This is a genomic window from Serratia proteamaculans (assembly GCF_008830365.1).
Classification (GTDB): Bacteria; Pseudomonadota; Gammaproteobacteria; order Enterobacterales; family Enterobacteriaceae; genus Serratia; species Serratia proteamaculans.
In genome coordinates this window covers 246,655-271,891 of sequence record NZ_WBKI01000002.1, presented here as the reverse complement: position 1 = coordinate 271,891, position 25,237 = coordinate 246,655, and the positions used below count along the sequence as shown (strand labels likewise).

The following is a 25,237-nucleotide window of genomic DNA, read 5'->3' as shown; positions in this document are numbered from 1 at the left end:
TGGTCGGGTATAATTTAACTTATTGAGTTTTAATTAAATTTTTTATTTCCTTTTGTAATATTTTATAAACCTATTTTATTATCATCCTTATTATTGTTTCAATCGTATGAAGCTGTGCTTTAAATTTAAAGGTCAATTGTAGAAATAGCCGTTAATTCATATTGATAGGCCAATGATATCTCCGCTAAGATATTCAGCCCTTATTTCAGAACCCGATGCCAATGAAAATCAACGTCGTTGGAACCAGTGGCAGTGGCAAAAGCACCCTGGCACGTCAGTTGGCGCAAACACTTGCGTTGCCCCATATCGAGTTGGACAAGCTGTTTTGGCGGTCAGACTGGCAAGGCACACCCGATGATGTGTTCTTGGCGCGAGTCGCAGAGGTATTGGTCGAGGCGGAAAGCGGCTGGGTGCTTGACGGCAACTATAGCCGAACCAAAGCGGTCAAGTGGAATGCCGTCGATTGGGTTGTGTGGGTGGATTATGGTTTCTGCCGTACGCTGTTTCAAGCAGTGCGGCGTGCCGCCACACGTGCATGGGCCGGTACTGAGTTGTGGGCGGGCACCGGCAATCGTGAAAGTTTCCGTCGTTCTTTTTTCAGCCGCGATTCAATCGTGTTGTGGACCCTCAAGACCTACCGCAAAAACCGGGTCGGCTATCTGGCTGACATGAGAGATCCCCGCTATCAGCATATCCGCTTTATCCGCCTGCGCTCGCCTGGGCAGGTCAGGGAGTTTATTCACGATTTGTCCCGGCATTAAAGTGGGTCATGGGAAAGCCGGCCATCTCGACCGGCTGGCCGTTTACAGCAACAGGGTGTAATGCACTTTCATCACCGCTATTTTGATCAGCATCGGCGCGTTCAACTGACAACCGATTTGATGCGGCTCATGGGGGAAAAATATGGCGTACATACCGGGAAACATCGTCAGCGTCTGGCGATGGCGGTGGATATCCAACAGCTGCAAATCCTGAACTTCGTCATAGGGCAATTCGCTTTGCCAGTCACCCGGCATGCTGTAATCAATACGTTCTTCACCGCTGATTAACAGATGGATATCGGCATATTCCTGATGCAGCTCTGCGCGCCGGGTTTCCGCCAACCCAGTGGTTAGCGTCATCACGTCCATAAAGATCTTTTCACCGTCGATCTCATGCCGCCCGAGCGCCAGCTCAGGCAGATCGTATTGACGAAGAGTGGTGAGGATTTCGATCAGTATCGGTGACAGCCCACGGCCATAGCGTGGGTTAAACAGAGTGTTATAAATCACTTTAATTCTCCATGTGGTGAACCCTGCCGGGTCCGGTTCCATAAAAACGTGGGGGTACTGCGCGGAAAAGTATGCCTGTTTGCCAGTATGAAAACAGTTAACCCGCCTGCATTCCGTTTTTGGCAAATGCAGGCGTTACCGATCCTCAGGACAGGTTTTCGATTTGTGGTTTTGGTTTGATGGTCAGGGTGGCACCCATGGAGGCTGCGATGATCGCTGCCAGTGCCAGCCATTGCACCGTGGTCAGGTGTTCATTAAGGAACAGCATGCCGGAAAGCGCTGCCAGCGCCGGCTCAAGGCTCATCAGGGTGCCGAAGGTCCGCGCCGGAATTTTCGGTAGCGCGATAATTTCCAATGAGTAGGGCTGTGCGGTAGACAAAATGGCCACCGCCAGTGCGACGGGCAGGATATCAATATTCAGCAGGGCGCTTCCGGCTTGCCAGGCGCCAATCGGGCAGAACACCACGGCGGCGATCAGTGAACCGACCGCCACGGTGCCTGGGCCGTGGTCGCCGCCGGCTTTTTGGCCGCAGATAATATAGACCGCCCAACAGGCACCGGCACCCAGCGCGCAGGCCGCACCAAAGGGATCGATGCTGCCCATGTCATGGCCCAGAGGCAACAGGAACCACAAGCCGGCGATCGCCAATGCGACCCACAAGAAGTCTATTGGGCGGCGTGACGAGAACATGGCGACCGCCAATGGCCCGGTGAATTCCAGTGCGACGGCGATGCCCAGCGGCAGGGTACGCAAAGAAAGATAGAACAGGTAGTTCATCGCCCCCAGCGCCAGGCCGTAGATAAACAGCGGCAAACGGCTGCCGGCGGCAAAGCGCATGCGCCACGGGCGGAAGATAATAAACAGGATCAGCGTACCGATACTCAGACGCAGCGTGGTGATGCCTTCAGCACCGACCAGCGGGAACAGACTTTTGGCCAGTGAGGCACCGGTCTGGATCGACACCATGGCAATAATTAATAAACAGATAGGCACCAGCGTGGAGGACGCTTTAGTGGTTGCAGACGAGGACATCCTTTAGAGCCTTTTATGCGTTTCCCATAATCTGGGAAGACTGTCGTTTTTTGGATGACGGCAGTGTAAATGAAATGAGGTAAATGTGTCTGAGAAAAGCTTATGCAGCGGAGAAAAGTGCCAGCTTCAGGACGGCCAACTGGTTTTTATGCTCAAAAAATGCGCTTTTTTTAAGAATCATCTGGATATTAAATAGGTGATTGTTGTCACAGAAACGCGTAGAATGCGGCTCGAAAATAGAGCGAAAAGAAGAAGATACACTGTTCTTGAAATCTAATGTTACACGATATAAAGCATTAGACACTCATTTTAAGGCAGAGTTTCACGCTAATTTTTGCTATATTTTCAAAGCATGAACAAATGGATTTACTTAAAAATATAACGCGTTTGAGGTGGTTATGAAAAAAATTGCATGTCTTTCCGCAGTAGCAGCCTGTGTATTAGCAGTAACCGCAGGTACCGCATTCGCTGGCCAGAGCACCGTTTCTGCTGGTTATGCGCAGGGTGATCTCCAAGGCGTTGCTAACAAAGCCGACGGTTTCAACCTGAAGTACCGTTACGAATTCGACAACAACCCACTGGGTGTGATCGGTTCCTTTACCCACGTGGAAAAGAACGGTTCTGAGAACGGTTACTACGGTAAAGCTCAGTACAACTCTATCACTGCCGGTCCAGCTTACCGCTTCAATGACTGGGCAAGCATCTACGGTGTGGTTGGTGTTGGCTACGGCAAAAACATCGACAATGCTCAGAACGGTTCCGACCGTAACGGCAGCAGCGACTACGGCTTCACCTACGGTGCTGGCCTGCAGTTCAACCCAATCCAGGACGTTGCTCTGGATGTAGGTTACGAGCAGAGCCGTATCCGCAGTGTTGACGTTGGTATCTGGAGCGTTGGCGTAGGCTACCGTTTCTAAGATTTCTCCACGCCTGCGGGCGTGAGCATGTGGCGCAGTTAGTCGCATCAGATAAAAATCCGCCTTCGGGCGGATTTTTTTTGCCTGTTATCCAGCAACCTTCACTTGCCCAACTTTTGCCCCGGCTCTGACGAAAAGCGCGCGCTGCGGGCATCTCGTTCATAACCCTGCGGCTGGGTAAGAATACCGTATAGTGCCGGTCGGCGGCCATGGATCCAGCGGCGTCCGGTGCTAAGTGGGATCAGCGACAGGTCAAGTTCGGCCGTGACCATCTGATTTTCTGCCGCCCAGGTTTCCGCCAGAATACGGCCGTAAGGGTCGAGGATCATCGCGTTGCCGGTACGCACCTCGTCGTCATCACGCCCTACGCCGTTACTGAATAAAACGAACAAACCATTGTCATGTGCGCGTGCCGGTAGCCAGCGCAACAGCCAGCCGCGGCCATGTTCGCCACGAAACGCCGCCTCAATTGCCGCCGGGTTTTCCTGCCGACGTTGCCAGATTTCCAGCGGAATCGGCTTCATGCCGTGTGGGCTACGTGAATGAGTTCCCCCCGTTTGATGCGGTGCCAGCAGCACCTCCGCCCCCAGCAGTGCTGTTGCCCGCACGTTTTCCACCAGGTTATTGTCCCAACAGATTAATACTCCCATCCGCACACCCCATGGGGTATCAAACACGGTGAAACTGTCGCCGCTGGCTATTGCCGGGTGCTCAAAGGCGTGCAGTTTACGGTGCACGTGAAGTTTGCCATCGGGCAGGCAAACAGCGTAGGCATTGTAATATTTTCCGTCTTCACCCTGTTCAATCAGCCCAACACCGATCGCCATGTTATAGCGCTCCGCCAGCGGACGAATATGCGCCAGTGAAGGGCTGGTGGCTATCGGTTCCGCCAGTGCGCCAATTTCGCCAGCGCTGAGGTGTCGAACGTGCCAATAGCCGGTAATGCACATCTCCGGGAAGGTCAGCACTTGGATTTGTTCGGTGGCGGCGCGGGCGATAAAGCCCTCAATCACCGACAGGTTGTAGTTTTTATCGTTGGCGCGATGCTGAAACTGCACCGTTGCGGCACGCAGAGAGCTTGTCATGGGATCACCTTTGGCTGTTGTCTGGCGTTGATTACAGCAAAGCTATTGATTACTGTATAATCAATTAAATTCCTTATTTGATAACTAAACGGAATGGATATTCGACAACTACGCGCCTTTGTGGTGCTGGCTGAACAGGGTAATTATCGCCTGGCGGCGGAGCGGCTGTGTATCACCCAGCCGGCGCTGAGCAAACAGATCCAGGCGCTGGAAGCGCTGCTTGGTGCCCGGTTGTTTAACCGTGGCCGCCAGGGAGCACAACTCACCGCCAGCGGGCAGCGGCTTTATCCCGAAGCCCAGATGTTGGTTGGCCAGCATCTGCAGTTTCAACAGCGAGCCTTGCAGATCGTGCAAGGGGAGGCGGGGCGGTTGGCGATGGGGTTCGGGCTGTCCAGTTTTCATCTGGCGCCGCAGCTGGTTGCTGCTTTCCGCCAACGTTTTCCTGAGGTTGCCGTGGGGCTGGAGGATCTGCCTTCGGAGCGACAGTATCAATTGTTATTGCAGGGTGAGTTGCAGGTGGGGTTCGTACGGCTACCGGTCAGCACGCCGCTACGGGCCGCCGCGCTGCTGAGCGATCGCTTGGTGCTGGCCGCCCCAGCCGCGTTGGCGCTGAAGGCGGAAACGATCATTGGGCAATTCAATACTCTGCCGCTGCTGCAGTTGACGCCGAAACGCGGACGCGGTTTGAGCGAACAGTCGCTGCGCTTTATTGCTGCCCACCAACTGACACCTAACGTAGTGCAACAGGCCGGGGACATCCAGACGCTGTTGGCGCTGGTCGCCGCCGGCATTGGCGTTGCCCTGTTGCCGCACAGCGTCACCCATATTGCCCCGGCGGGCATCGATATTCTGCCGCTGAGCGGCGAACAGACTGAGTGGCAAGTCGGTATTGCCTGGAACCCGCAGCAGGCTGATGCACTGCGGGATAATTTTATCCAGGTTGCGCTGACCACGGCGTCGGTGAGTTAATACCCCCGGATTACAGCGGGCAATGCATCACCAGAATAGGGCTCTGATGATACTCGCTACGGCGGCTTTCGCTAAAACCGACCTTCTTCGCTAGCGCCACTGAAGGCTGGTTTTCCGGTGAAATAATGCAGACCGTCTTATCACCCGGTAAATGCTCTTTCCCCCAGGCCAAAGCCGCCCGCAGCGCTTCGGTGGCATAGCCTTTGCCCTGCGCCGATGTCACCAGCGTCCAGCCCATCTCCGGGGCGTCGAGCGCCGGGGTGATATGGCGTTGGAAGTCTGAAAAACCGATGCCGCCGAGGTAAGCGCCGCTAACTTTATCGCGCACGGCCCAATAGCCATACCCTAACAGCGCCCAGTGACCCACGTAACGCATCAGGCGGCCCCAGGAGTCTTCCCGGTCTCTCGGCGTGCCGCCGATATAGCGCACCACTTCAGGATCGGCCCACATGGCGGCCAATGAATCAAAGTCGTCCAGCGTGTGGGCATCCAGGCGTAAACGTTCGGTGAGCAACTGCGGGGCGGTGGTGATAAGGGGCATTATTTTTTTCCTGCACAGAGCCAAAAGGGTCTGTGCAGTATGCCAGAGAAATTACACCGCCAGCCACAGCAACCAGGTGAACAGGAAGCCACTGAGGCCGAGGATAGTGGTCAGCACCGTCCAGGTTTTCAGGCCATCAGCCACTGAAAGACCGAGGTATTTGGTGACGATCCAGAAGCCGGAATCATTTACGTGCGACAACCCCAGCCCGCCAAAGCAGGTAGCGAGAGTAACCAACACCAGTTGCAGATGATTCAGTCCACTGACCGCTTCCGACAATAATCCGCCGGTCGTCAGGATCGCCACGGTGGCGGACCCTTGTGAGGCACGCAGAGCCAGCGAGATGATAAATGCCGCCGGGATCAACGGCAGGCCGATGGTGGTCAAAACGTCCGCCAATGCCTTGCCCACGCCCGATTCAACCAGCACTTTGCCGAACACTCCACCGGCACCGGTCACCAGGATCACCACTGCGGCAGTGGGCAGCGCGCCACCCATCACGTCGCTGGTGTGTTGCAGGCTCCAGCCACGACGAATCGCCAGGAAATAGAACGCCAACAGCAGGGCGATCATCAGTGCTACCGCTGGGGAACCGATCAACGATAGCGTGTCACGTAGCGCTGAACCTGGCTCAAGCAAGGTGGCGGAAACGGTGCCCAGCATGATAATCGCGATCGGAATGACGATCAGTGCGGCCACCAGCCCGGCTCCCGGTGGATTAATACGATCGCTTAACGGTGCTTTGCCTTCCGGTGCCGGTTCGGGCGCCGCCAGCTGCAACTGTTCCAGCACTTCAATCGACAATGGGTAAGCTTTACGGTTCAGTCGTTTGGCCGTGAAGTAGCCGATGACGCCAACCGGAATACAGATCGCCAGGCCAATAATGGTCAGCCAGCCAATGTCGGCGTTCAGTAACCCGGCAGCGGCCACCGGGCCAGGGTGCGGTGGCAGTGCGACGTGTACCGTCAGCATCACACCGGCCATCGGCAGGCCAAACTTCAGCGGCGAAACCTTGGCCACCTTGGCAAAGCCATAGATGATCGGTGCCAGGATGATAAAGCCGACGTCGAAGAACACCGGAATGCCGAGAATAAACGCGGCGATGGTCAGTGCGGCCACGGTACGTTTCGGCCCTAACGCCTTGCTGAAGCGCTGGGCCAGCGACTCGGCACCGCCGGAATGCTCGATCATTCTGCCGAGCATGGCGCCCAGACCGATGATGATGGTCACCGAGCCCAGCACGCCGCCCATCCCGGCGGTCATTACTTTCATCACTTCACCGGTCGGAATGCCACTGGCCAGCGCGACCAGCAAGCTGACCACCAGCAAGGCGACAAACGGCTGGATCTTGGCCTTGATCACCATCAGCAGGAGCAGCACTACACCTAATACGGCAATCATCAAAAGCATAGAAGTCGACATGGGATAGCCTTTAATCGGGTAAGAGTCAGGCACCGCGATCGCCGGTTGGCGATACGGGTGCGTTTAATTTTTATGTTGTTGCTGTGCAGGTTGGGGTGGTTAGTCCGTTACAGGTAAGGCCTTATCCAACCCAGTCCGGCGCGGGTATCGCCCCGGGGTTTGTACTCACAACCAATCCAGCCGCTATAACCGAGGCGGTCCAGTTGGGCGAACAGCCAGGGATAATTCAGTTCGCCGTCGTCCGGTTCATGACGATCCGGTACCGAGGCGATCTGAATATGGGCGTAGCGCCCGGCCAGAGCGGTCATCAGGCCGCTGATATTGCCGTCGACCAACTGCGCATGGAAAAAATCGAACTGGATAAAGACGTTCGGGCGATCGACGGCCTCGACCAGTTTTGCTGCCTGATGCTGGCTGGAGAACAGATAGTTGGGCTTTACCTGTGGGCTGAGCGCTTCGATCAGCACCTTGATGCCGTGTTTGGCGAAGCTGTCGGCGGCGTAGCGGATATTGCTGATAAAGGTATCGCGGTAGCGCGGCCCGTCTTCGCCAGGCGGCACCACACCGGCCATGACGTGTACGCTGGGGCAGTTCAGCGCGATAGCGTAAGCCAGGGCGCGGTCGATATCGGCACGCGCAGCCTGTTCGCGGCCAGGTACGGCCGTCAGCCCCCATTCACCGGCATCGGCATTGCCGGGCGCGGTATTGAACAGCACCTGTTGCAGGCCGTTATGGCGCAACTTTTCAGCCAACAGCTCGGCCGGATAGTCATAGGGGAACAGAAACTCCACCGCGCTAAACCCTTCGGCGGCTGCGGCCTCGAACCGCTCCAGGAACGGCAGTTCGGTAAACATCATCGATAAATTGGCAGCAAAATTAGGCATGATTCAGCTCCGTAGCTCGGCAATCTCATCATCGGTCAAATAACGAATGGGGCGCTCGCCGAGGGTGAAAATCAGCTTCGCCGCATCTTCCATCTCTTCAGTGTTGTCTGCCGCCGCTCGCAGATCTTTACCCGTGACGACCGGGCCGTGATTGGCCAGTAAAAAAGCGCGGTGGGTCGGTGCCAGTTTGGCCAGATCCTCCGCCAGCCGCAGGTCGCCGGGACGGTAGTAAGGCACTACCGGCACCTTGCCGACCCGCATCACCACATAAGGGGTGAAGGGTTTGATGGCGTTCTTCACATCCAGCCCTTGCAGGCAGGACAGGGCGGTAAGATAAGTACAATGCAGGTGCACCACGGCTTTGCACTCCGGGTTATTCAGATACAGCGCCCGGTGGAAGCTGATCTCTTTTGACGGCTTATCCCCGGACAACCATTCGCCGCTCATGCTGACCTTCGACAGTCGTTCGGCCTGCAGTTCGCCCAGGCAGGAACCGGTGGGGGTTGCCAGCAACGTGCCGTCCGCTAACAACAGCGAAAGATTGCCGGCCGAACCGGTGGCGTAGCCGCGCTGGAAGAACGAGTCTCCCAGACGTACCATTTCCTCACGCGCCTGCTGTTCAGTGGGTTGTGTCATAGGGGAACTCCGTTTGTGCCCGGGCGAAAAAGTTCTCATCGCCAAAGTTGCCCGATTTGAGGGCCAGTGAAACCGGTTGATCGATGGCTCGCACCCAGGGCACGCCGGGAGAAATGCAGGGACCAATGTGGAAACCGCGAATGCCCAGCGCCTGAGTCACTACGCCAGAGGTTTCGCCGCCGGCAACGATAAAACGAGTGAAACCTTGCTGCTGGAGCTGTTTAACCACCCCGGCGAACAGCGATTCTACCGCCTGGCTGGCAGCGGCCATGCCGTATTGCTGTTGCACCTGTTGCAATTTTTCCGGCTCGGCGGTGGCGTACAGCAATGGAGCCAGTGGGCCGTTAGCCTGCTGTTGCACCCAGTCGGTCAGTTCGGTGACGTAAGCCGCGCGGTCGTCATCGTTAAGGCAACGGGCCACGTCGATAGCTTTGGCAGCAGCCTGCTGACGGTATTGCGTCACCTGTTGATTGGTCATGATGGAGCAGGAGCCGGACAACACCACTGCCTTTTCCCCCTGTGGCGCCCCGGCCGCCTGTGGGCTGCCTTGCCCCGGTTGTGCCCATTGACGAGCCAGGCCGATCGCCAGACCAGAGCCTCCGGTCACCAGCTTCATATTTTTTAGTGCGGCACCCTGGGTCAGCAAATGCTGTTCATTCAGCGTATCCAGCACGGCGTAACGTATGCCTTGTTGCGCCAACTGCCGCAGCTTTTCAGCCACCGTTTCGACACCGCGATCCATTTCTGTTGCCGTCACCAGTCCGCAGCGTCCCTGAGCCTGCGCTTCCATCAGCCGCAGCAGGTTACTGTCGGTCATCGGTGTCACCGGGTGGTTGCGCATACCGGATTCTGACAACAATTGATCCAATACGAACAGATAGCCCTGATACACAGTGCGACCATTGACCGGCAGTGCCGGAGAGATCACCGTTTGGCTTTCGCCCAATGCATCAAGTAGCGCATCGGTCACCGGACCAATATTGCCCTGCGCGGTGCTGTCGAAGGTAGAACAATACTTGAAATAAAATTGCCGACAGCCCTGGCGTTGCAGCCAGGCCAGCGCCTGTAACGACTGTTCAACCGCCTGTGCCGCCGGGCAGGAGCGTGACTTCAGGCTGATGACCACCGCCTGCGCTTCGAGCGGTAGTTCATCCTGCGGCACGCCGTTCAACTGTACCGTCGACAGTCCGTTTTCCACCAAAAAGCTGGCAATGTCGGTGGCCCCGGTAAAATCATCTGCAATAACGCCGAGCAGCATTATGCGTTCTCCTTCTTGTGCGGCAGGTCGATACCGGCGAAGATCTTGATCACCGCGCTGTCGTCCTCTTTACCGAAACCGGCGTTGCTGGCGGCGGTAAACATATTGAAAGCGGTAGACGCCAGCGGCAGCGGGAAATGCAGCGCTTTGGCGGTATCCGCCACCAGCCCCAGATCCTTCACGAAGATATCAACTGCCGATTTAGGCGCATAGTCCCCGTCGACCACGTGGCGCATGCGGTTCTCGAACATCCATGAATTACCGGCGGCGTGGGTGACCACATCGTACATCACGTCCAGCGGGATACCGGCGCGGGCGGCCAGCGCCATGGCCTCGGCCCCGGCGGCGATATGCACCCCGGCCAGCAATTGGTGGATGATTTTCACCGTGGCCCCCAGGCCAATTTCTTCACCAATGCGATAGACCTTACCGGCAATGGCGTCCAGTACCGGCTGCAACTGGCGGAAAGTAGACTCAGCGCCGGAGGCCATCACCGTCATCTGACCTTCTGCGGCCTTGGCGGCGCCACCGGAAACCGGGGCATCCAACATGTTCAGCCCCAGCGCCAGTAACTGTTGTTCAATCTGTTTGGCATCGGCGGCGGAAATGGTGGAGGACACCATCACCGGCGTGTTTGGCTTCAGCTTCGCTGCCAGGCCGTTCTCACCAAACAGGATCTGTTTCACCTGTGCGGCGTTGACCACCAGCAGTAACAAGGCATCGAGTTCGGCTGCGAAGTCGTCTGCACGGGGGGCCGCTTGTTTTGCTCCGGCCTGTTGCAAGGTGGCCAGTGCCTGCGGATTAAGATCGACGCCGTAAGTGGCCAGTCCGGCATTAATACACGACTTCGCTGCTCCCATGCCCATTGAACCTAGTCCTATGATGCAAACTGCAAAATCCCCTGGCTGTGTCATGCGGCACCTCGTGTTAATTTTAGTGATTATTTGTTTTGTTGTGTTAAATGTAAGCGCTTATTGGTCCGAAGTCAGCGATCGGCATCACAATTATTAACAGTTGTTGTTTCAGGTTAACATCAGATAAAAGAGCTAAAAATTTTCTTATATCACTGTTTTAAAACTATTTTAAATAATGTGTTGATACCATGACCCACCTCACGACCTGAATAAAGGGGACTGTTATCGAACGAAAATTGACGTAAAATCACAATTATTATCACTGCGGTAAAGAGAGGGAACCGTGATACCTGTAGAACGCCATCAGCAAATTTTAGCGCTGGTATCAGAACGTGGGGTGGTCAGCATTGCTGAATTGACCGAACGGTTGGGGGTGTCGCACATGACTATCCGCCGCGATCTGCAAAAGCTCGAAGAACAGGGGGCGGTACTGGCGGTGTCGGGCGGCGTGCAGTCGGCAGAACGGGTGGCGATCGAGCCTTCTCATCAGGATAAGGAAGGGATGTACAGCCAGCAGAAAGCGGCCATTGGCCAGTTGGCGGCCCGGCAGATCCCTCCTGACAGCTGTGTCTATCTGGATGCGGGTACCACTACGCTGGCGCTGGCCAAGCACATCAGCGATCGCGACGATCTGACAGTGGTCACCAATGATTTCGTGATTGCCGGTTACCTGATTGAACATAGCCAGTGCAAAATCATTCACACCGGCGGTACCGTCTGCCGTGAGAATCGTTCATGCGTGGGTGAAGCCGCAGCGCAGGCGTTGCGTGGGTTGTTTATCGATCTGGCATTTATTTCCGCTTCGTCATGGGGCATGCGCGGGTTGTCGACGCCGAACGAAGACAAGGTGATGGTGAAGAAAGCCATTGTCGACGCCAGCCGCCGCTGCATCTTGCTCAGCGACACCTCTAAATACGGCAAAATTGCTACCTATCTGGCGCTGCCGATAACGGTATTTGACGCGATTATTACCGATGACAATCTGCCCGCCGCCGCGCGCGAGGCGATATTGCAGGCAGATATCACGCTGATGACGACCGGGGAATGAGAGGCTAAAAACAGAAAACCCCCAGATGGGGGTTATGGCGTATCGTTGGAACGGTAGCGGCTGATGACCCGACCCGGCGTACCGAGGCAACCCCGTTCACGCCATTCCTGACATCTTTGTTCCCACCAGGCATCATGGAAAGCTTGTATGGCCTGCAGGCGCTGTTCTTTAATACTCAGAAAGTCCGAGCTCTGCTCCTGAGATTGATCTAAGACGTTAGATTTCGATGACATATAAACCGTCCTTTATGAATTCCATTTTGTACAAATACTGTACTCTCTGAGCATGTTTTTTCAAGAGTGAATCATAGATTTTGGCCAAGGCGGGTCTTAAAGGTACGCTAAAAACGAGCTTTGCCTGATATTGGGTAACGAAGTCGGTAATAGTTTTACCTATTCCCTCGACGAACAGGCGCTCACGTTCGGAAAATGTATACCCCATAGGGGTATAGGTATCGAATGCAGAGCGTCCTTGCTTGATGGCAAGATTCAGTGCTTTGACGTCATAAAACTCTATGGCATAAGCGTTATCTAAAAAGTCAGGGTCGGTATAAACATGCGTAAACCATGCCCGCATTTCTTGAGTGATATTTTTGAAATCAAGGTAATATTCAGCAGTTTTTTCGTCACTTTTGCTTACTGTTATCTGATATCTGAATTCACCCGCCCGTAGCGAATAACGTTCAGTAACATCAATCTCCATGAGAAAATCCTTTTTATTATTACTTTTCCAATAGTTACCTTCCTTTTTAGAGATGAATTATTAACAGCGTCGGAATACATGTACCAGCCGTCAGCGGGAATTCTGCGCAGTGTTGTGCAGAAAACTAAATGCCGCTGAACCAGTTATAGCCCTGGTCTTCCCAGTAGCCACCGGGGTTGGTATCGCTGACAAAAATGGCGGCGATATGTTTGGCATTCTTGAACCCCAGCTTGGTCGGCACCCGTAGCCGCAGCGGGTAGCCGTAATCCGCCGGCAGCGCCTTGCCGCCGAAATCCAGCGCCAAAATCGTCTGTGGATGCAGCGCGGTGGCCATATCGATGCTGGAGTAATAGCGGTCCGCACATTTGAAACCGACATAGCGGGCGTTCAGATCTGCCCCGACATGCTGCAGGAAGTCGCGCAGCGGCACGCCGCCCCACTGCCCGATGGCGCTCCAGCCTTCGATACAGATCAAGCGGGTTATCTGGCTCTCCTGCGGCAGGCGTTGCAGCTGTTCCAGCGTCCAGGGGGCCTTTTTTTCAACTTTGCCGGAGACTTCCAACCGATAGCTGGCGAGATCCACTTCCGGCACGTTGTACTCGGGATAAAACGCATTGAACGGGAACGGATGGGTGATCTGCTCCGGGCGATAGGTTTGCGCCAACTTTTGACCGTTGAACAGCCAGGCTTGCACCCGATCGTTCCAGCGCGACATGGCCCACAGTACTTTATCCACCTGATCCCCGTCCTGCAGGTTACAGCCGCTCAGCATGGCAATGCCGCCCAGCGTCAGGCCGGATCGCAGCAACAGGCGGCGTTGTAAATTGACCAGCTGTTTCTTTTGCGCCGGCTCCAGCGTCGGTGCCGCAGGGCGCTGTTTTTTGTCATTCATGTTTGCCACCCGTAATCATTGCCCATAGCGTGCGCGGCACGATAATCACCATCAGCAGGTGGATGACCACAAACATGCCAATGCCGGACATAGCAAAAAAGTGAACGTAACGCGCGGTGTCAAAGCCGCCGAACAGGCTCACCAGCCCTTGCAGTTGCACCGGCTTCCAGATCGCCAGCCCGGAGAGCACCAACAGCAGGCCCAGAGCCAGCACGCCGAGATACATCAGTTTTTGAATCGCGTTATAGCGGCCGTGCTGATGTTTTAGCCGCAGCGTGAGCGCCTGCCAGATATCTCGCCCTAAGCTGCCTGCAGTGAGCGGCAGCAGGTCGCGTCGGAAATGGCCGCTGAACAGGCTCCACAGCAGATAGCACAGTGCATTGCCTGCCAGCAGCCACATAACTGCCAGATGCCAACCAATCGCGCCGCCCAACCAACCACCGAGTGTGACCTGCGGCGGGAAGTGAAAGCCGAACAGCGGTGAGGCGTTATAGATTTCCCAGCCACTCATAAACATACAAACCATGGCAAACAGGTTAATCCAATGGGTGATACGGACCGGCCAGCGATGCACCGGCCGTGGCGCGTTGGTTTTCATCACAAACTCCCGAATTACATTGGTGGAACGGTGCCGTCTTTACCGGCAGAAATGCGGGTGGCTACGCGTTCGCCCTTGTCGTCAGTCGCGGAGAACAACACGATGTGCACGCCAGGTTTCAGCAGGCTGCGGTCGCCGGGATCGAGCGTGACGATCGGCACATCTTCCGGCACGTTAACGGTTTTCTGCTGGTTACCGTAGGTCACGGTCAGGGTACGGCCGTTGGATTTAACCAGTTTGCCGACAGTGCCGTTGGTCATGGTATCCACTTTGCCGTCGGCAGATTCCCAGGCCGAATGGCCTTCACCGGTGCCGCGTAGGCTGGCGGCAAACACGTGGACTTCCAGCGCCTTCAGGCTGCCGTCCGCTTGCGGTACCGCGGCGGTGCCGATAAAGCTGTCCGGTTTGATGTCATCCAGCGTGCCTTTTGAAACGCTCAGCACCTTGGTCTGGTCGTTGAGTTTTACGCTGATCTTTTCCCCTTTTCGGTCAGTGACCTGCAGGCTGCTGTCGGTCACCTGATCGATAGTGCCGCGCAGGGGAGCAATCACTTTTCCTGGCGTTTGAGCCGCAGCGGCGGCTCCGCTGCACAGCATCAGGGTGGACAGCAGTAAACCGGCAAAACGATGACGGGTAATCATAATGTTCTCCTTTGTTTAGGTTGCCGGTTAAGCATGGTTGAACAATAGGGACAGCACCATGTCCGTTTAATGACATTAATGTCATCAAGCATGTCCGCCGAAACTGCTAGTATTTCCGCAGGTGTAATGAGGTGGCGACAATGCGGATATTGGTAGTTGAAGACGACATCAGCACGGGTGATTACCTGAAGAAAGGGCTGGGGGAAGCCGGGTACAGCGTCGATTTGGCGCGTAACGGCACCGACGGCCTGTTCCTGGCGCTGGAGCATGGCTACGATGCCATCGTGCTCGACGTGATGCTGCCGGGGTTGGATGGTTGGCAGATCATTGAGGTACTGCGCAAGAAAAGCGACGTGCCTATTTTGTTTCTGACCGCCCGCGACGGGGTACAGGATCGTATTCATGGGCTGGAACTCGGGGCCGATGATTATCTTATTAAACCGTTTTCCTTCACCGAACTGGTGTTGCGACTGCGCACGCTGCTGCGGCGTGGCACGGTGCGTGAGGCCGACCACTATGCGATTGCCGATCTGCAACTTGACGTTCTGCGCCGCAAAGCGGTACGGCAGGAACAGGTGATCTCGCTGACCAACAAAGAATTCATGTTGTTACATCTGTTGGTTCGTCGGGAAGGGGAGGTATTGTCTCGCACCATGATCGCCTCGCAGGTCTGGGACATGAACTTTGACAGCGATACCAACGTGGTGGATGTGGCGATCAAGCGGCTACGCGCCAAGATTGACCGACCCTTTGACGTCAAGCTGATCCACAGCGTGCGCGGTATCGGCTACGTTTGCGAGCCGCGTTCATGAAGGCCCTGGCCCAACGCTGGCGTGCGCTGTCGTTGACACTGCGCAGTGCCATGCTGTTTGCGCTGGTGGCGGCACTGGTAGTCAGCGGTGCGGGAGGATACCTGTACGAAGCCATGCGTCAGGAGATGACCATTCGCAGCGATTTGCAGGTCACCGGCCGCGTGGAGTATTTCCGCCATTTATTGAGTCAGCGTTTTCCGCTCGACCGGCTGACGGCTAACACCGGCCTGTTCGAAAATATGTTGGGCAATGAACAGGATGTACTTATTTTTCAGCAACTGGGTCAAAAGCCGTTAATCAACGTTAACCCGTCCCGATTGACCCTGCCGGCAATGACCCCGACGCCGGCGGGCACTCCGCAGCGGTTGACTGCGGTACAGGGTGGGCTGACGGAGCAAGGCGTGCCCTTGCGTGCCGTATCGGCGTTGGTCAGGCTACAGGACGGCAACCTGCTGCAGATCTCGGCGGCCCATGTGATGGTCAATGAACAGAAGATGTTGGCGCGTTATCTTTGGCGAATTGTGGCCGCGGTTGTGGTGGCGTTTGTCCTGATCGCCTTGCTGGGGTATTGGGTAATGCGTCGTGGGTTGCAGCCGTTATGGCGCATGGCGGCGCAGGCGGCGGTGATCACGCCGAATACGCTGTCGACTCGCCTGAGTGAGCAGGGCGCGCCGAAGGAGTTACAGCAACTGACTCGTTCATTTAATGCCATGCTCGATCGTCTGAACGAAGGCTACCAGCGTCTGACACAGTTTTCCGCCGATCTGGCGCACGAGATCCGCACTCCGGTGGGCGCGCTAATGGGGCAATGTCAGGTGGCTCTCTATCAGCCGCGCAGCGTGGAGGAGTATGAAACCCTGCTGTCGAACAATATGGATGAACTGGAACGCATTTCGCGCATGGTGGAAAACATTCTGTTCCTGGCGCGTGCGGGAGAAGGGCAGGCCGTGCTGAACGCCAGCCGGCTTGATGTGGCGCAAGAGCTGCAGCGAGTGGCGGACTATTTCGAAGGTCTGGCGGAAGAGCGTGGTATGACACTGGTTTGCCAGGGGGAAGGGCAACTGTTGGCGGATGCGATGCTGTTCCAGCGTGCATTGAGCAATCTGGTGGCCAATGCGGTGCGTTATGCCGATGAAAATAGCCAGATACAGTTGCAGGTGCTTAACCAGCCGACGGGGGAGACGGTGATACAGGTGGTTAATCAGGGACCGCCGATTGCCCCGACGCATCTGGATAAGCTGTTCGACCGTTTTTACCGGGTTGACGCTGCCCGCAGTGCCGGCAGCCATGCCAGCGGTCTGGGGTTGGCGATCGTCCGTGCGATCATGACGCTGCATGGTGGTGTGAGTCGTGCTCACTGTTCCGCAGGGAATCATGCTGTCCGGATCACCTTCAGCCTGACTTTTCCCGCTGCGGATTAATTTAATTACGCTGTTTAAGGCTATTTTTTACGTCGATAATATAGTGACATAGGGTATTATTGACGAAAATGTTATTCGTAACATTTTACTTTCATTTCCTTCCTTATTGCCTCTATAACCCCCGTATCAAGTGATTAACTCTGCTGATGATTACGTCAATTTTGCGCTTTACTCTTTGATTTTTGGTTAAAAATAACGCTGTTAAAGTTTATGCAATATTATTTATTCATTAAAAATACTTGCAATAAATGAACGGAAAGGATTTTTAGCTTAAAGGTGGTAATTTACAAAACAAAAAACTAACTTTAAGAACCTTTACATATAAATATATCAATGGTTGTGATGTTTGTATAATCTTTGGTTATGGTTTATGAGAAAAATCTTATATCTAAAAGAGTAAAGAAAGAGACATCCATTCTGTGGCGTTAATTGATTTTCATTTCGATTGCTAGCTGAGATTGACCAATTAACCTGATTAAATATTGATTAATATCCCATTAACATTTAACGCCGGCGATAAATAATCACTAGAGTGACCTTTAAAAAATGAAATATAGATTAAACGACCACATTATTTTTGATGTGGATACGGGTACCCTGAGCCAGACGGAGTTCTCTGATGACCCCATCTCTATTTCCAATCCTTCAAAACGATTACTGCTGCTATTGATTACCCATCATGGTGAGGCCGTTTGCAGGGAAGTGATATTCAAGAAGGTTTGGGATGATTATGGCATGGTTTCAGGCAACAATAATCTTAACCAGTGTGTGAGCAAACTGCGTCGGGTAATTAAAAATCTGGGCATTGAGGAAGAGGTGATCGCTACTGTTCCCAAAGTCGGTTTTATGCTGCGCTATGAAATAGAGGTGGAATCCTGTGACGGTTCGCAGGACAGCTTCACGGACGAAGACATACCCGTGGTTCCGCGAGCCTCAGATCAACCTGAAATAGCCTCATCGCCCGCAGAACCGCCAGTCACCGGGATGGTCTACGCCGGCTATTCCCGGCGTTGGTGGGCGATAGCCAGTGTAGTCGCGCTGGGGGTGATTATGTTGGTGGTGGCCATTAGCAGCTATCTCACCGGATCGGTTTCCCGGCAGGAAATTTATCTGGGTAAGGCCAACAGTTGCAAGGTTTTCATGTCGATGCCCGGCGCTGCGGCCGCCGCCAGTGCCGGTCTGAGCCGGGACATTCTGGCCTATGCCGCTCCGCAGACAGCAGAGTGCAGCGGTGATGAGTTTTTGTTAGTGGTACGCAGCAACCAGGTGCGCTCGTACATTTCCGGCATTTCCCGGCTATTTTTCCTGCGTTGTCGCATTTTGCGTGAGCACAGGGTCGAAATTTGTTCTGGTCTTGAAAGCGACAAAGCAGCAATTATCAATTAATCGGTGTCAGGATGAACGCCACCCCGGGGGAAAGGAATATGCCGCCAATATTATCACCTTGATATTAACCACTTAACTTTCACTGTCTGGCTATTAATGCAGCATTTTCATGGCGCAATATTTATACTTTTCCAACCTGTGATGCCCAACACTTCCGCCTTGAACGCTATTTTTATACCTAATTTTCGGTAATAGATTATGACGAATACCCCTATCAGGGAGACTATTCTTTTTTATGAACCCAATCCCTGGGTGAGAAAAGGATTACGGGCGCTTATTGACCCTGAGCCCACACACTATCAATTTGCCCACAGTATCAGGGAAATAGACGCTGTGCTGAAGGAGAATGAGAAACAAATCCTCATTATGGAGTTATATAATGAAAGTGAGAATTTGTATGATGTATTACGCTTCATTCTGACCATTAACGATTTCTGGCCGAAGACGCCGCTGATCATATTTACTGAAATCACCAACGCCAGCATATTGGCGATGCTGGCGGCGGAGGTGCATTTATCTCTGGTGGCAAAAGAAGATCCGCTGGATTGTTTGTTCGAGGCCTTTGCCGCTGCCGATACAGGGGCGGGGTATCGCAGTCCGGGTATTCAGACGGCATTGACTCAACCCGTAGAGCCTCTTTCCCGCAGTGAATGGCGCATATTGGCGATGATGATTACCGATACCAATCCGCAGCGCATTGCTCGTGTCACGCATCGCAGTTATAAAACGGTGAGTACCCATAAGTTGAATATCATGCGCAAACTTGGCCTTAATCAGGCGGGGTTTATGCGTTTGATTCTGGCTTTTCGCCTCCAGCACCCAGTCTGAAAGTAAGTCGTCGGTCTGTCTTGTCACCGGGACAGTCGGCGACGTATTCCCCTTCTCCTCAGATCTTTTATTTATGCCGGGCGCCTCATTCCGGCGGAATTGATTTAAATCAAATTAAACATCCTACAAAAACAATCAAGAAGGCCGTATTTTGATTTGGCTTATATGAGTGTTTTATATACAGTTGCGGCCGCTTTATTTGTCCGGAAAATAATAAGTTTTTTGTCCTTAGAGACAATGCTGCTTGGGGTTTTAACCTTAAAGTTGGTTTTATAAATATTAATAACAGAATTTAAAGCTAAATATTTATCAATTGATAGTTAATGATTCTTTTTTGATCTGGTGCGGTTACTCTTCATCTCGTCAAGCAGACTGGCTAAAGCAGGTCACGCTAATGGACGCACAATCATATTCAAAGTTGAAGGGAGTTTTACCATGAAGAAAATTACACTGGCTCTGGCAATCATTTCAGCCTTCGCTGCGGTCAGCACTGCACAAGCCGCCGACGTCACCGCTCAGGCGTTGGCCACCTGGTCTGCTACTGCGAAGAAAGACACCACCAGCAAGCTGGTTGTTACCCCTATTGGCAGCCTGTCCTTCAACTATGCGGAAGGCATCAAGGGTTTTAACAGCCAGAAAGGTCTGTTTGACGTGACCGTGGAAGGGGATGCTACCGCGACCGCATTCAAACTGACTTCCAAACTGGTTTCCAACACCCTGACTCAGCTCGACACCTCAGGTTCCACCCTGAATGTAGGTGTGAACTACAACGGTGAAGCCGTAGAGAAAACCGCTGAAACCACCATGATCGATACCTCTGCCGGTATTCTGGGCGGCAACCTGAGCGCGCTGTCCAACGCTTATAACCAGGCTATTCGCACCAGCGCACAAGATCAGTTCACCTTCACCATCATTGGTGCCACCTCTGACGGCACTACCGCCGTAACGGATTTCAGCACCTTGCCTGAAGGGATCTGGAGCGGCGATGTGAGCGTTGAATTCAACGCCACCTGGACCGCGTAACTTCCCAGGTTCACCGCTATAAAACAGGGGGGCAACTCCCTGTTGTTTATCGCCACAGAAGCTCGTCATTGGAATGCCACCATGAAACACATCTCTCTCGCCGCTCTCCTGCTGTTATCGCTGTCTCACCCTGTTTTCGCTCTGGATGTCGGTGAGATCAGTTCGTTCATGCACAGCGATAGCGCGCGTCTGAGTAAAGAAATCAAGAACACCACCGACAGTGGCCGCCTGGTGAACATCAAAATCGAGCGTATCTCCAGCCCACTGGAATCCGGAGCCGTGGTACCGATGGGCAGCAAGGATGAAATGTTGCTGTCACCGGCCAGCCTGATATTGCCAGCCAACGCCAGCGATGTGATCCGCTTTTATTACAAAGGTCCCGCTGACGGCCAGGAGCGCTATTACCGCATCGTCTGGTTCGATCAGGCGCTGAGCGACGTGGGGCAAAACTCGGCCAGGCGCAATGCTGTCGCGACCACCTCTGCGCGTATTGGCACCATTTTGGTGGTGGCGCCAAGGCAGGACCAATTCAATTACCAGTTTGCCGATGGACAGATCAAAAACACCGGCAACGCCACTTTCAAGGTGGTGGCCTACGGCAACTGCCGCAGCAAGAAAGACGGCAATGACTGCAAGGAGAACTATTTCGTTATGCCGGGCAAGGCACGCGGTTTCAGCAAAGTGGACGTCAACGACAAGAAAGGTCGCGTGGCGCTATGGCATGGCGACCAGTTTATCCCGGTGAAATAGAGCAGGTTGTCTGCAATGAAACGGAATGCACCACATTAAAGCAAGGAGTGGCATGTGAAGGCTGTGCTGTTGAGAACGCTGCTGGCCAGCGGGGTGATGGCGATCCCTGCAGTATTGCTACCGGGCCAAACGGTGAACGCTGCCGGGCTGACCCAGATTGACGGTGTGTTAATCCCACAGACCTTCAGCCTGGCGCTACGCGAAGGCATGAGTATTCCATTACTGCTGCACTTTGAAAAAAATAGCGGCGTAAAAGATGACCGCCGTATTGGTCACGCCTTTTTATACCTGGATAACAATCAGCTGAAAATCCGCCAGATTACGCTGGAAGACGGTGATGATGGCACTCCGCTGACTGCCGAGACCATCAGGCAATTGCAGGCGCTGCAGGAAGCCGGCTTTGGCCCGCAGCAGCGCATTGCACTGACGGATGACGCCTGGCTGGCGCTGGATTTCCGCCAGCTTAATTTGCAACTGGTGGTGAAAGAGGCGGCGATGGGAACCCTGTTGCGTGCTCGCTCCAGTGACATCGGCGTTTCCAGCGTGGATGCCATCAGCAGCACGCTGGATTATAACCTCGGGGTTTACGATAACCGCACCCGGGCCAGCAAGGGCAATACCTCCAGCTATTTGTCGCTCAACAGCGTCACTGCCCTGCGTGAGCATCATGTTGAAGTTAACGGTTCCGTCTATGGTATCGGCAGCGGCGATGAGAATGCCACGCTGTATAAGGCGATGTACGAACGTGATTTTGCTGGCCGTCGATTTGCCGCCGGCATGCTGGACAGTTGGAATCTGCAGTCGCTGGGGCCGGTCACCACCATCAACTCCAGCAAGATTTATGGCCTGTCTTACGGTAACCGCGCCAACTCCACCGTATTTGATAACAGCCAATCGCTGACGCCGATCGTGGCGTTCTTCCCCTCGGCGGGGGAAGTACATTTGTCGCGCGAGGGACGACTGCTGAGCGTGCAGAACTTCGCTATGGGCAACCATGAAGTGGATACCGGCAACTTGCCCTACGGCATTTATGACGTTGAGGTTGAGGTAGTGGTCAACGGTCGGGTGGTGGATAAACGCATGCAGCGGGTAAACAAGTTGTTTAGCCCCAACCGCGGTGCTAATGCACCGCTGGCCTGGCAATTTTGGGGCGGGATGATCCGCATGGACGACTGGCGTGGTGATGATCAACGCCAACGGCAGGCCAAGGATTCTTACCTGATCGGCGCTTCGGCCACCGGTAACCTGCGGACGCTGAACTGGGCGCTTTCCGGTTACTCGTTTGACAGCAACGCGGTGGGCGAAAGCCGTATCAGCGTGCCACTGACCCAATCCATTCAGTTCAACGTGCAGAACATGGCGGCGTCTGACCATTCCTGGAGCCTGGTCAACAGCGTCAGTGCTGCGCTGCCCGGCGGTTTCAGCAGCCTGTGGGTCAACCAGGAAAAAACGGTGATCGGTGACAAGCTGCTGCAAAACGATGCGCACAACCGCGCCATCGGTGGCACGATGAATTTTGGCGCGCTTTGGTCGCCGTTGGGCAGCCTAAGCCTCAGTTACAACGACGATAAAAAGAACAGCAGCCACTATTACAACGCTGATTATTATCAAAATATTTTCACCGGCCGTTTTGGCACGCTTGGCGTGCGTGCCGGCGTTCAGCGCTACAACAACGGTGGCTACAGTTCGAATACCGGTAAATACATCGCACTCGATTTTTCACTGCCGATGGGCAACTGGCTCAGCGCCGGGATTTCAAACCAGAACGGCTATACCACCGCTAACCTGGCTGCGCGTAAAGATATTCAAGACGGGCCAATCCGTACCCTTGGTGCCAACCTGTCGCGGGCGATCTCCGGTGACACCAATGGCGACAACAGTATGAACGGCGGCGCCTACGCGCGCTTTGACACCAAGTATTCCGCTGGTACGGTCAACGTCAGCAGCTCTGCCGACGGTTACGTTAACACCAGCCTGACCGCCAGCGGCAGCGTGGGCTGGCAAGGGCATGATATTGCGGCCAGCGGCAGAAATGAGGGCAATGCGGGCATCATCTTTAACACCGGCATCGAAAATGACGGCATGCTGACCGCTCGGGTTGATGGCCGGACGGTGAAGCTGACCGGCAATAAAAATTATGTGCCGTTATCGCCTTACGGGCAGTACGAAGTTGAGTTAATGAACAATAAAAACTCGGCGGAAAGCTTCGACATCGTCACCAGGCGCAAGAGCAAGCTGACGCTGTATCCAGGTAACGTGGCGGTGATCACGCCGGAAATTAAACAGATGGTGACGGTGTTTGGTCGCATCAAGGCGGAAGACGGCACGTTGCTGGCTAATGCCTATATCAAGAACCATATCGGCCGCACCCGCACTGATGAGAAAGGTGAATTCATTATGGACGTCGATAAGAAATTCCCGGTGATCGACTTTACCTACAGCGGTAACCAGAGCTGCGAAGTGGGCCTGGATCTGAGCAAGGCGCAAGGGGCGATATGGGTCGGCGACGTGATTTGTACCGGACTTAAAACCTATGCGGGTAACCAGCAGGCAGGAGAAATGGCGAATGAAGGCTAAGTTTACGCTGCTGCTGATGCTGTTGGCTGCTTTACCCCTGCGGGCGGCGGTCACCGTCACCAACTGGCCGGATGCCGCGACGGTGAAGTTTGTGTTTGTCGAAAATAACGCCGATGACAACTTTTTTGTCACCCCGTCCGGGGCATTGGATCCGCGCATGACCGGTGCCAATAAATGGACCGGGCTGAAATACGGCGGCTCCGGCACCATTTACCAGCAGAGCCTGGGCTATGTGGATAACGGCTATAACACCGGCCTGTCGGCCAACAACCGTTTTGACATGTGGCTGGAAAATGCCCCGATCAAGAACCCGTTCCTCGGGCTGCGCTGCATTAACTGGTATGGCGGTTGTAATATGGATACCAGCCTGATTTTGCCGCAGGCCACCGATGAAAAAGGGTTTTATGGTGCGGTAGTGACCTCGGGTGGTGCTAAATGGATGCACGGCATGATGTCGCCGAGTTTCTATCAGTATCTAAAACAGATGGTGCCCGGTGATGCGTTCAGCATGCAGATTAATGGTTGCCAGACCGCAGACGTCTACGATGCCAGTAACGGGGGACGTTGCCAGGATCAGAGCAGAGGTAGCTGGTATAAACGCAACGTGACCCACAGCAAGGCGGCGCATCTGCGCTTTATCAACACCAACGCGGTGTCGGAAGTGTTTGTTAACAGTGACGGTGTGCCGATCATCGGTGAAGGTAATGCCGACTGCAAAAACCAGACGATCGGTTCGCGTTCCGGCATTACCTGCAAAATGGTCAGTTACGATCTGCAGACCGACGGCAGCGTCAGTAACACCTCGATTCATGTGTTCCCGGCGATCAACAATGCGGCGTTAACCTCGGCGACCAACGCCGCCGATTTGCAGTTCAGCCTGGACGGAAACAGCTGGAAAAATACCTCGGGTACCGGCAGTTACTACACCTTTAACCAACTGAAGAGCAGCAATGTGATCTATGTGTTCTTCGCCAGCAACTTTTTCAAACAGATGGTGAAGCTGGGCATCTCCGACAGCGGCACTCGCGACCTGATTAACTTCCGCTTTCAGAACACCACTTCGCCAGAGTCCGGTTGGTATGAGTTTTCCACCTCCAACCAGTTGATTATCAAACCGCGTGATTTCAGTATCAGCATCATTTCTGACGACTACGACAACCAGCCGCACCGTGAGGGCTACGTCGGCCCGGCAGAGCCACCGCTGGAATTTGGTTATATCGTCACCACCAGCGGTAAGACCGCCGCCGATCAGGTGAGGGTGATGGCTACCGGCCCGACGCAGGCCATCAACGGGATTAATTACTGTATTTTTTCCTCGGCGGATAGCCACAGCCAGGTACCCTTTCCGGCCACGCTCAGTATCACTACCAGCACCAATGGTCAGCAGAGCTATGACGCCGGCTGCGACGGGCAGTGGCATGACATGACTAACGCGTTATGGAGCAGCACGCCGTGGAACGATATTTCCGGCGAGGTCGGGGTGTTAAACAAAACCCGGGTGAAGTTCAGCATTCCGATGAATAACCCGATCTCGCTAAAGACGGTGGACGGCAACGGCTGGTATGGCGACGTCAGTGCCGCCGGGGAGATCCACGTTGAAGCCACCTGGCGCAATATTAACTAGAGGAA

26 protein-coding genes are annotated in these 25,237 nt (G+C 54.3%); 12 read left to right on the top strand and 14 right to left on the bottom strand.

Features of this window, described 5'->3' with window-relative positions; genetic code table 11:
* Positions 1-221: 221 nt before the first annotated feature.
* The gene (locus tag F8R23_RS10215) at positions 222-761 is read left to right on the top strand and encodes a P-loop NTPase family protein (protein ID WP_129935476.1); all 540 of its coding nucleotides are present in this window, start codon (positions 222-224) and stop codon (positions 759-761) included.
* A 42-nt stretch (positions 762-803) separates the two neighbouring features.
* Here the strand turns inward: F8R23_RS10215 and nanQ are convergent, their stop codons facing one another.
* Positions 804-1,271, bottom strand: coding sequence for an N-acetylneuraminate anomerase (nanQ, locus tag F8R23_RS10210; protein WP_129935474.1), 468 nt, complete (start codon positions 1,269-1,271; stop codon positions 804-806).
* A gap of 145 nt (positions 1,272-1,416) precedes the next feature.
* Complete coding sequence (gene rhtA / locus F8R23_RS10205; RefSeq protein WP_151415591.1) at positions 1,417-2,304, bottom strand: threonine/homoserine exporter RhtA; 888 nt, start codon at positions 2,302-2,304, stop codon at positions 1,417-1,419.
* Between the two features lie 398 nt (positions 2,305-2,702).
* Here rhtA and ompX point away from each other — a divergent pair, with 398 nt between their 5' ends.
* Complete coding sequence (gene ompX, locus F8R23_RS10200) at positions 2,703-3,221, top strand: outer membrane protein OmpX (RefSeq protein WP_012005917.1); 519 nt, start codon at positions 2,703-2,705, stop codon at positions 3,219-3,221.
* A gap of 101 nt (positions 3,222-3,322) precedes the next feature.
* On the opposite strand, the gene F8R23_RS10195 is transcribed toward ompX, so the two are convergent.
* Positions 3,323-4,306, bottom strand: a complete 984-nt coding sequence (locus F8R23_RS10195) for a nitrilase family protein (RefSeq protein WP_112348210.1) — start codon at positions 4,304-4,306, stop codon at positions 3,323-3,325.
* A gap of 93 nt (positions 4,307-4,399) precedes the next feature.
* On the opposite strand from F8R23_RS10195, the gene F8R23_RS10190 reads away from it, so the two are divergent.
* Positions 4,400-5,275, top strand: coding sequence for a LysR family transcriptional regulator (locus F8R23_RS10190; protein ID WP_129935472.1), 876 nt, complete (start codon positions 4,400-4,402; stop codon positions 5,273-5,275).
* A gap of 10 nt (positions 5,276-5,285) precedes the next feature.
* Here F8R23_RS10190 and F8R23_RS10185 read toward each other — a convergent pair whose 3' ends face one another.
* The 6 genes from F8R23_RS10185 to ltnD form a co-directional block, all read right to left on the bottom strand.
* Positions 5,286-5,816, bottom strand: coding sequence for a GNAT family N-acetyltransferase (locus F8R23_RS10185; protein ID WP_129935470.1), 531 nt, complete (start codon positions 5,814-5,816; stop codon positions 5,286-5,288).
* 51 nt (positions 5,817-5,867) lie between these two features.
* Positions 5,868-7,238, bottom strand: coding sequence for a GntP family transporter (locus F8R23_RS10180; protein WP_129935469.1), 1,371 nt, complete (start codon positions 7,236-7,238; stop codon positions 5,868-5,870).
* A gap of 107 nt (positions 7,239-7,345) precedes the next feature.
* Complete coding sequence (locus F8R23_RS10175; protein WP_112348213.1) at positions 7,346-8,122, bottom strand: HPr family phosphocarrier protein; 777 nt, start codon at positions 8,120-8,122, stop codon at positions 7,346-7,348.
* Positions 8,123-8,125: 3 nt separating this feature from the next.
* Entirely contained in the window at positions 8,126-8,758 is a 633-nt protein-coding gene (gene otnC / locus F8R23_RS10170; protein WP_112348214.1) for a 3-oxo-tetronate 4-phosphate decarboxylase, read from the bottom strand.
* A complete protein-coding gene (gene otnK / locus F8R23_RS10165) occupies positions 8,742-10,016 on the bottom strand; it encodes a 3-oxo-tetronate kinase (protein ID WP_129935467.1) in 1,275 nt (424 codons plus the stop codon). The genes otnC and otnK overlap by 17 nt, the downstream gene beginning before the upstream one ends.
* A complete protein-coding gene (gene ltnD / locus F8R23_RS10160; RefSeq protein WP_129935465.1) occupies positions 10,016-10,930 on the bottom strand; it encodes an L-threonate dehydrogenase in 915 nt (304 codons plus the stop codon). Before ltnD ends, otnK begins: the two co-directional genes overlap by 1 nt.
* Positions 10,931-11,213: 283 nt before the next feature.
* On the opposite strand from ltnD, the gene ygbI reads away from it, so the two are divergent.
* A complete protein-coding gene (gene ygbI / locus F8R23_RS10155; protein ID WP_112348217.1) occupies positions 11,214-11,978 on the top strand; it encodes a DNA-binding transcriptional repressor YgbI in 765 nt (254 codons plus the stop codon).
* Positions 11,979-12,010: 32 nt separating this feature from the next.
* Here the strand turns inward: ygbI and F8R23_RS10150 are convergent, their stop codons facing one another.
* The 5 genes from F8R23_RS10150 to F8R23_RS10130 all read right to left on the bottom strand — a co-directional run bounded on the left by F8R23_RS10150 (position 12,011) and on the right by F8R23_RS10130 (position 14,811).
* Entirely contained in the window at positions 12,011-12,211 is a 201-nt protein-coding gene (locus F8R23_RS10150; protein WP_129935463.1) for a hypothetical protein, read from the bottom strand.
* Positions 12,195-12,680 (bottom strand): hypothetical protein, encoded by a 486-nt coding sequence (locus tag F8R23_RS10145; protein ID WP_129935461.1) that lies wholly within the window; start codon positions 12,678-12,680, stop codon positions 12,195-12,197. The genes F8R23_RS10150 and F8R23_RS10145 overlap by 17 nt, the downstream gene beginning before the upstream one ends.
* A gap of 124 nt (positions 12,681-12,804) precedes the next feature.
* Positions 12,805-13,572 (bottom strand): molybdopterin-dependent oxidoreductase, encoded by a 768-nt coding sequence (locus tag F8R23_RS10140; protein WP_129935459.1) that lies wholly within the window; start codon positions 13,570-13,572, stop codon positions 12,805-12,807.
* On the bottom strand, positions 13,565-14,170 hold the full coding sequence (locus F8R23_RS10135; protein WP_129935457.1) for a cytochrome b/b6 domain-containing protein: 606 nt from the start codon (positions 14,168-14,170) through the stop codon (positions 13,565-13,567). Before F8R23_RS10135 ends, F8R23_RS10140 begins: the two co-directional genes overlap by 8 nt.
* A 14-nt stretch (positions 14,171-14,184) precedes the next feature.
* The gene (locus tag F8R23_RS10130) at positions 14,185-14,811 is read right to left on the bottom strand and encodes a hypothetical protein (protein ID WP_112348220.1); all 627 of its coding nucleotides are present in this window, start codon (positions 14,809-14,811) and stop codon (positions 14,185-14,187) included.
* A gap of 140 nt (positions 14,812-14,951) precedes the next feature.
* On the opposite strand from F8R23_RS10130, the gene F8R23_RS10125 reads away from it, so the two are divergent.
* From F8R23_RS10125 to ecpD, 8 genes are all read left to right on the top strand, one after another.
* Positions 14,952-15,623 carry a heavy metal response regulator transcription factor gene (locus F8R23_RS10125; protein WP_085115875.1) on the top strand — a complete coding sequence of 224 codons (672 nt, stop codon included), beginning with the start codon at positions 14,952-14,954 and terminating at the stop codon, positions 15,621-15,623.
* Positions 15,620-17,044, top strand: coding sequence for a heavy metal sensor histidine kinase (locus F8R23_RS10120; RefSeq protein WP_129935453.1), 1,425 nt, complete (start codon positions 15,620-15,622; stop codon positions 17,042-17,044). The genes F8R23_RS10125 and F8R23_RS10120 overlap by 4 nt, the downstream gene beginning before the upstream one ends.
* A 582-nt stretch (positions 17,045-17,626) precedes the next feature.
* On the top strand, positions 17,627-18,430 hold the full coding sequence (locus F8R23_RS10115) for a winged helix-turn-helix domain-containing protein (RefSeq protein WP_242506417.1): 804 nt from the start codon (positions 17,627-17,629) through the stop codon (positions 18,428-18,430).
* Between the two features lie 198 nt (positions 18,431-18,628).
* Positions 18,629-19,258 carry a helix-turn-helix transcriptional regulator gene (locus F8R23_RS10110; protein ID WP_151415590.1) on the top strand — a complete coding sequence of 210 codons (630 nt, stop codon included), beginning with the start codon at positions 18,629-18,631 and terminating at the stop codon, positions 19,256-19,258.
* Positions 19,259-19,693: 435 nt separating this feature from the next.
* A complete protein-coding gene (ecpA, locus tag F8R23_RS10105) occupies positions 19,694-20,281 on the top strand; it encodes a common pilus major fimbrillin subunit EcpA (RefSeq protein WP_112348224.1) in 588 nt (195 codons plus the stop codon).
* 81 nt (positions 20,282-20,362) lie between these two features.
* Complete coding sequence (locus F8R23_RS10100; RefSeq protein ID WP_112348225.1) at positions 20,363-21,031, top strand: EcpB family pilus assembly chaperone; 669 nt, start codon at positions 20,363-20,365, stop codon at positions 21,029-21,031.
* A gap of 54 nt (positions 21,032-21,085) precedes the next feature.
* Complete coding sequence (locus F8R23_RS10095; protein ID WP_129938497.1) at positions 21,086-23,608, top strand: CS1-pili formation C-terminal domain-containing protein; 2,523 nt, start codon at positions 21,086-21,088, stop codon at positions 23,606-23,608.
* On the top strand, positions 23,598-25,232 hold the full coding sequence (ecpD, locus tag F8R23_RS10090) for a fimbrial adhesin EcpD (protein WP_151415589.1): 1,635 nt from the start codon (positions 23,598-23,600) through the stop codon (positions 25,230-25,232). Before F8R23_RS10095 ends, ecpD begins: the two co-directional genes overlap by 11 nt.
* Positions 25,233-25,237 lie beyond the last annotated feature (5 nt).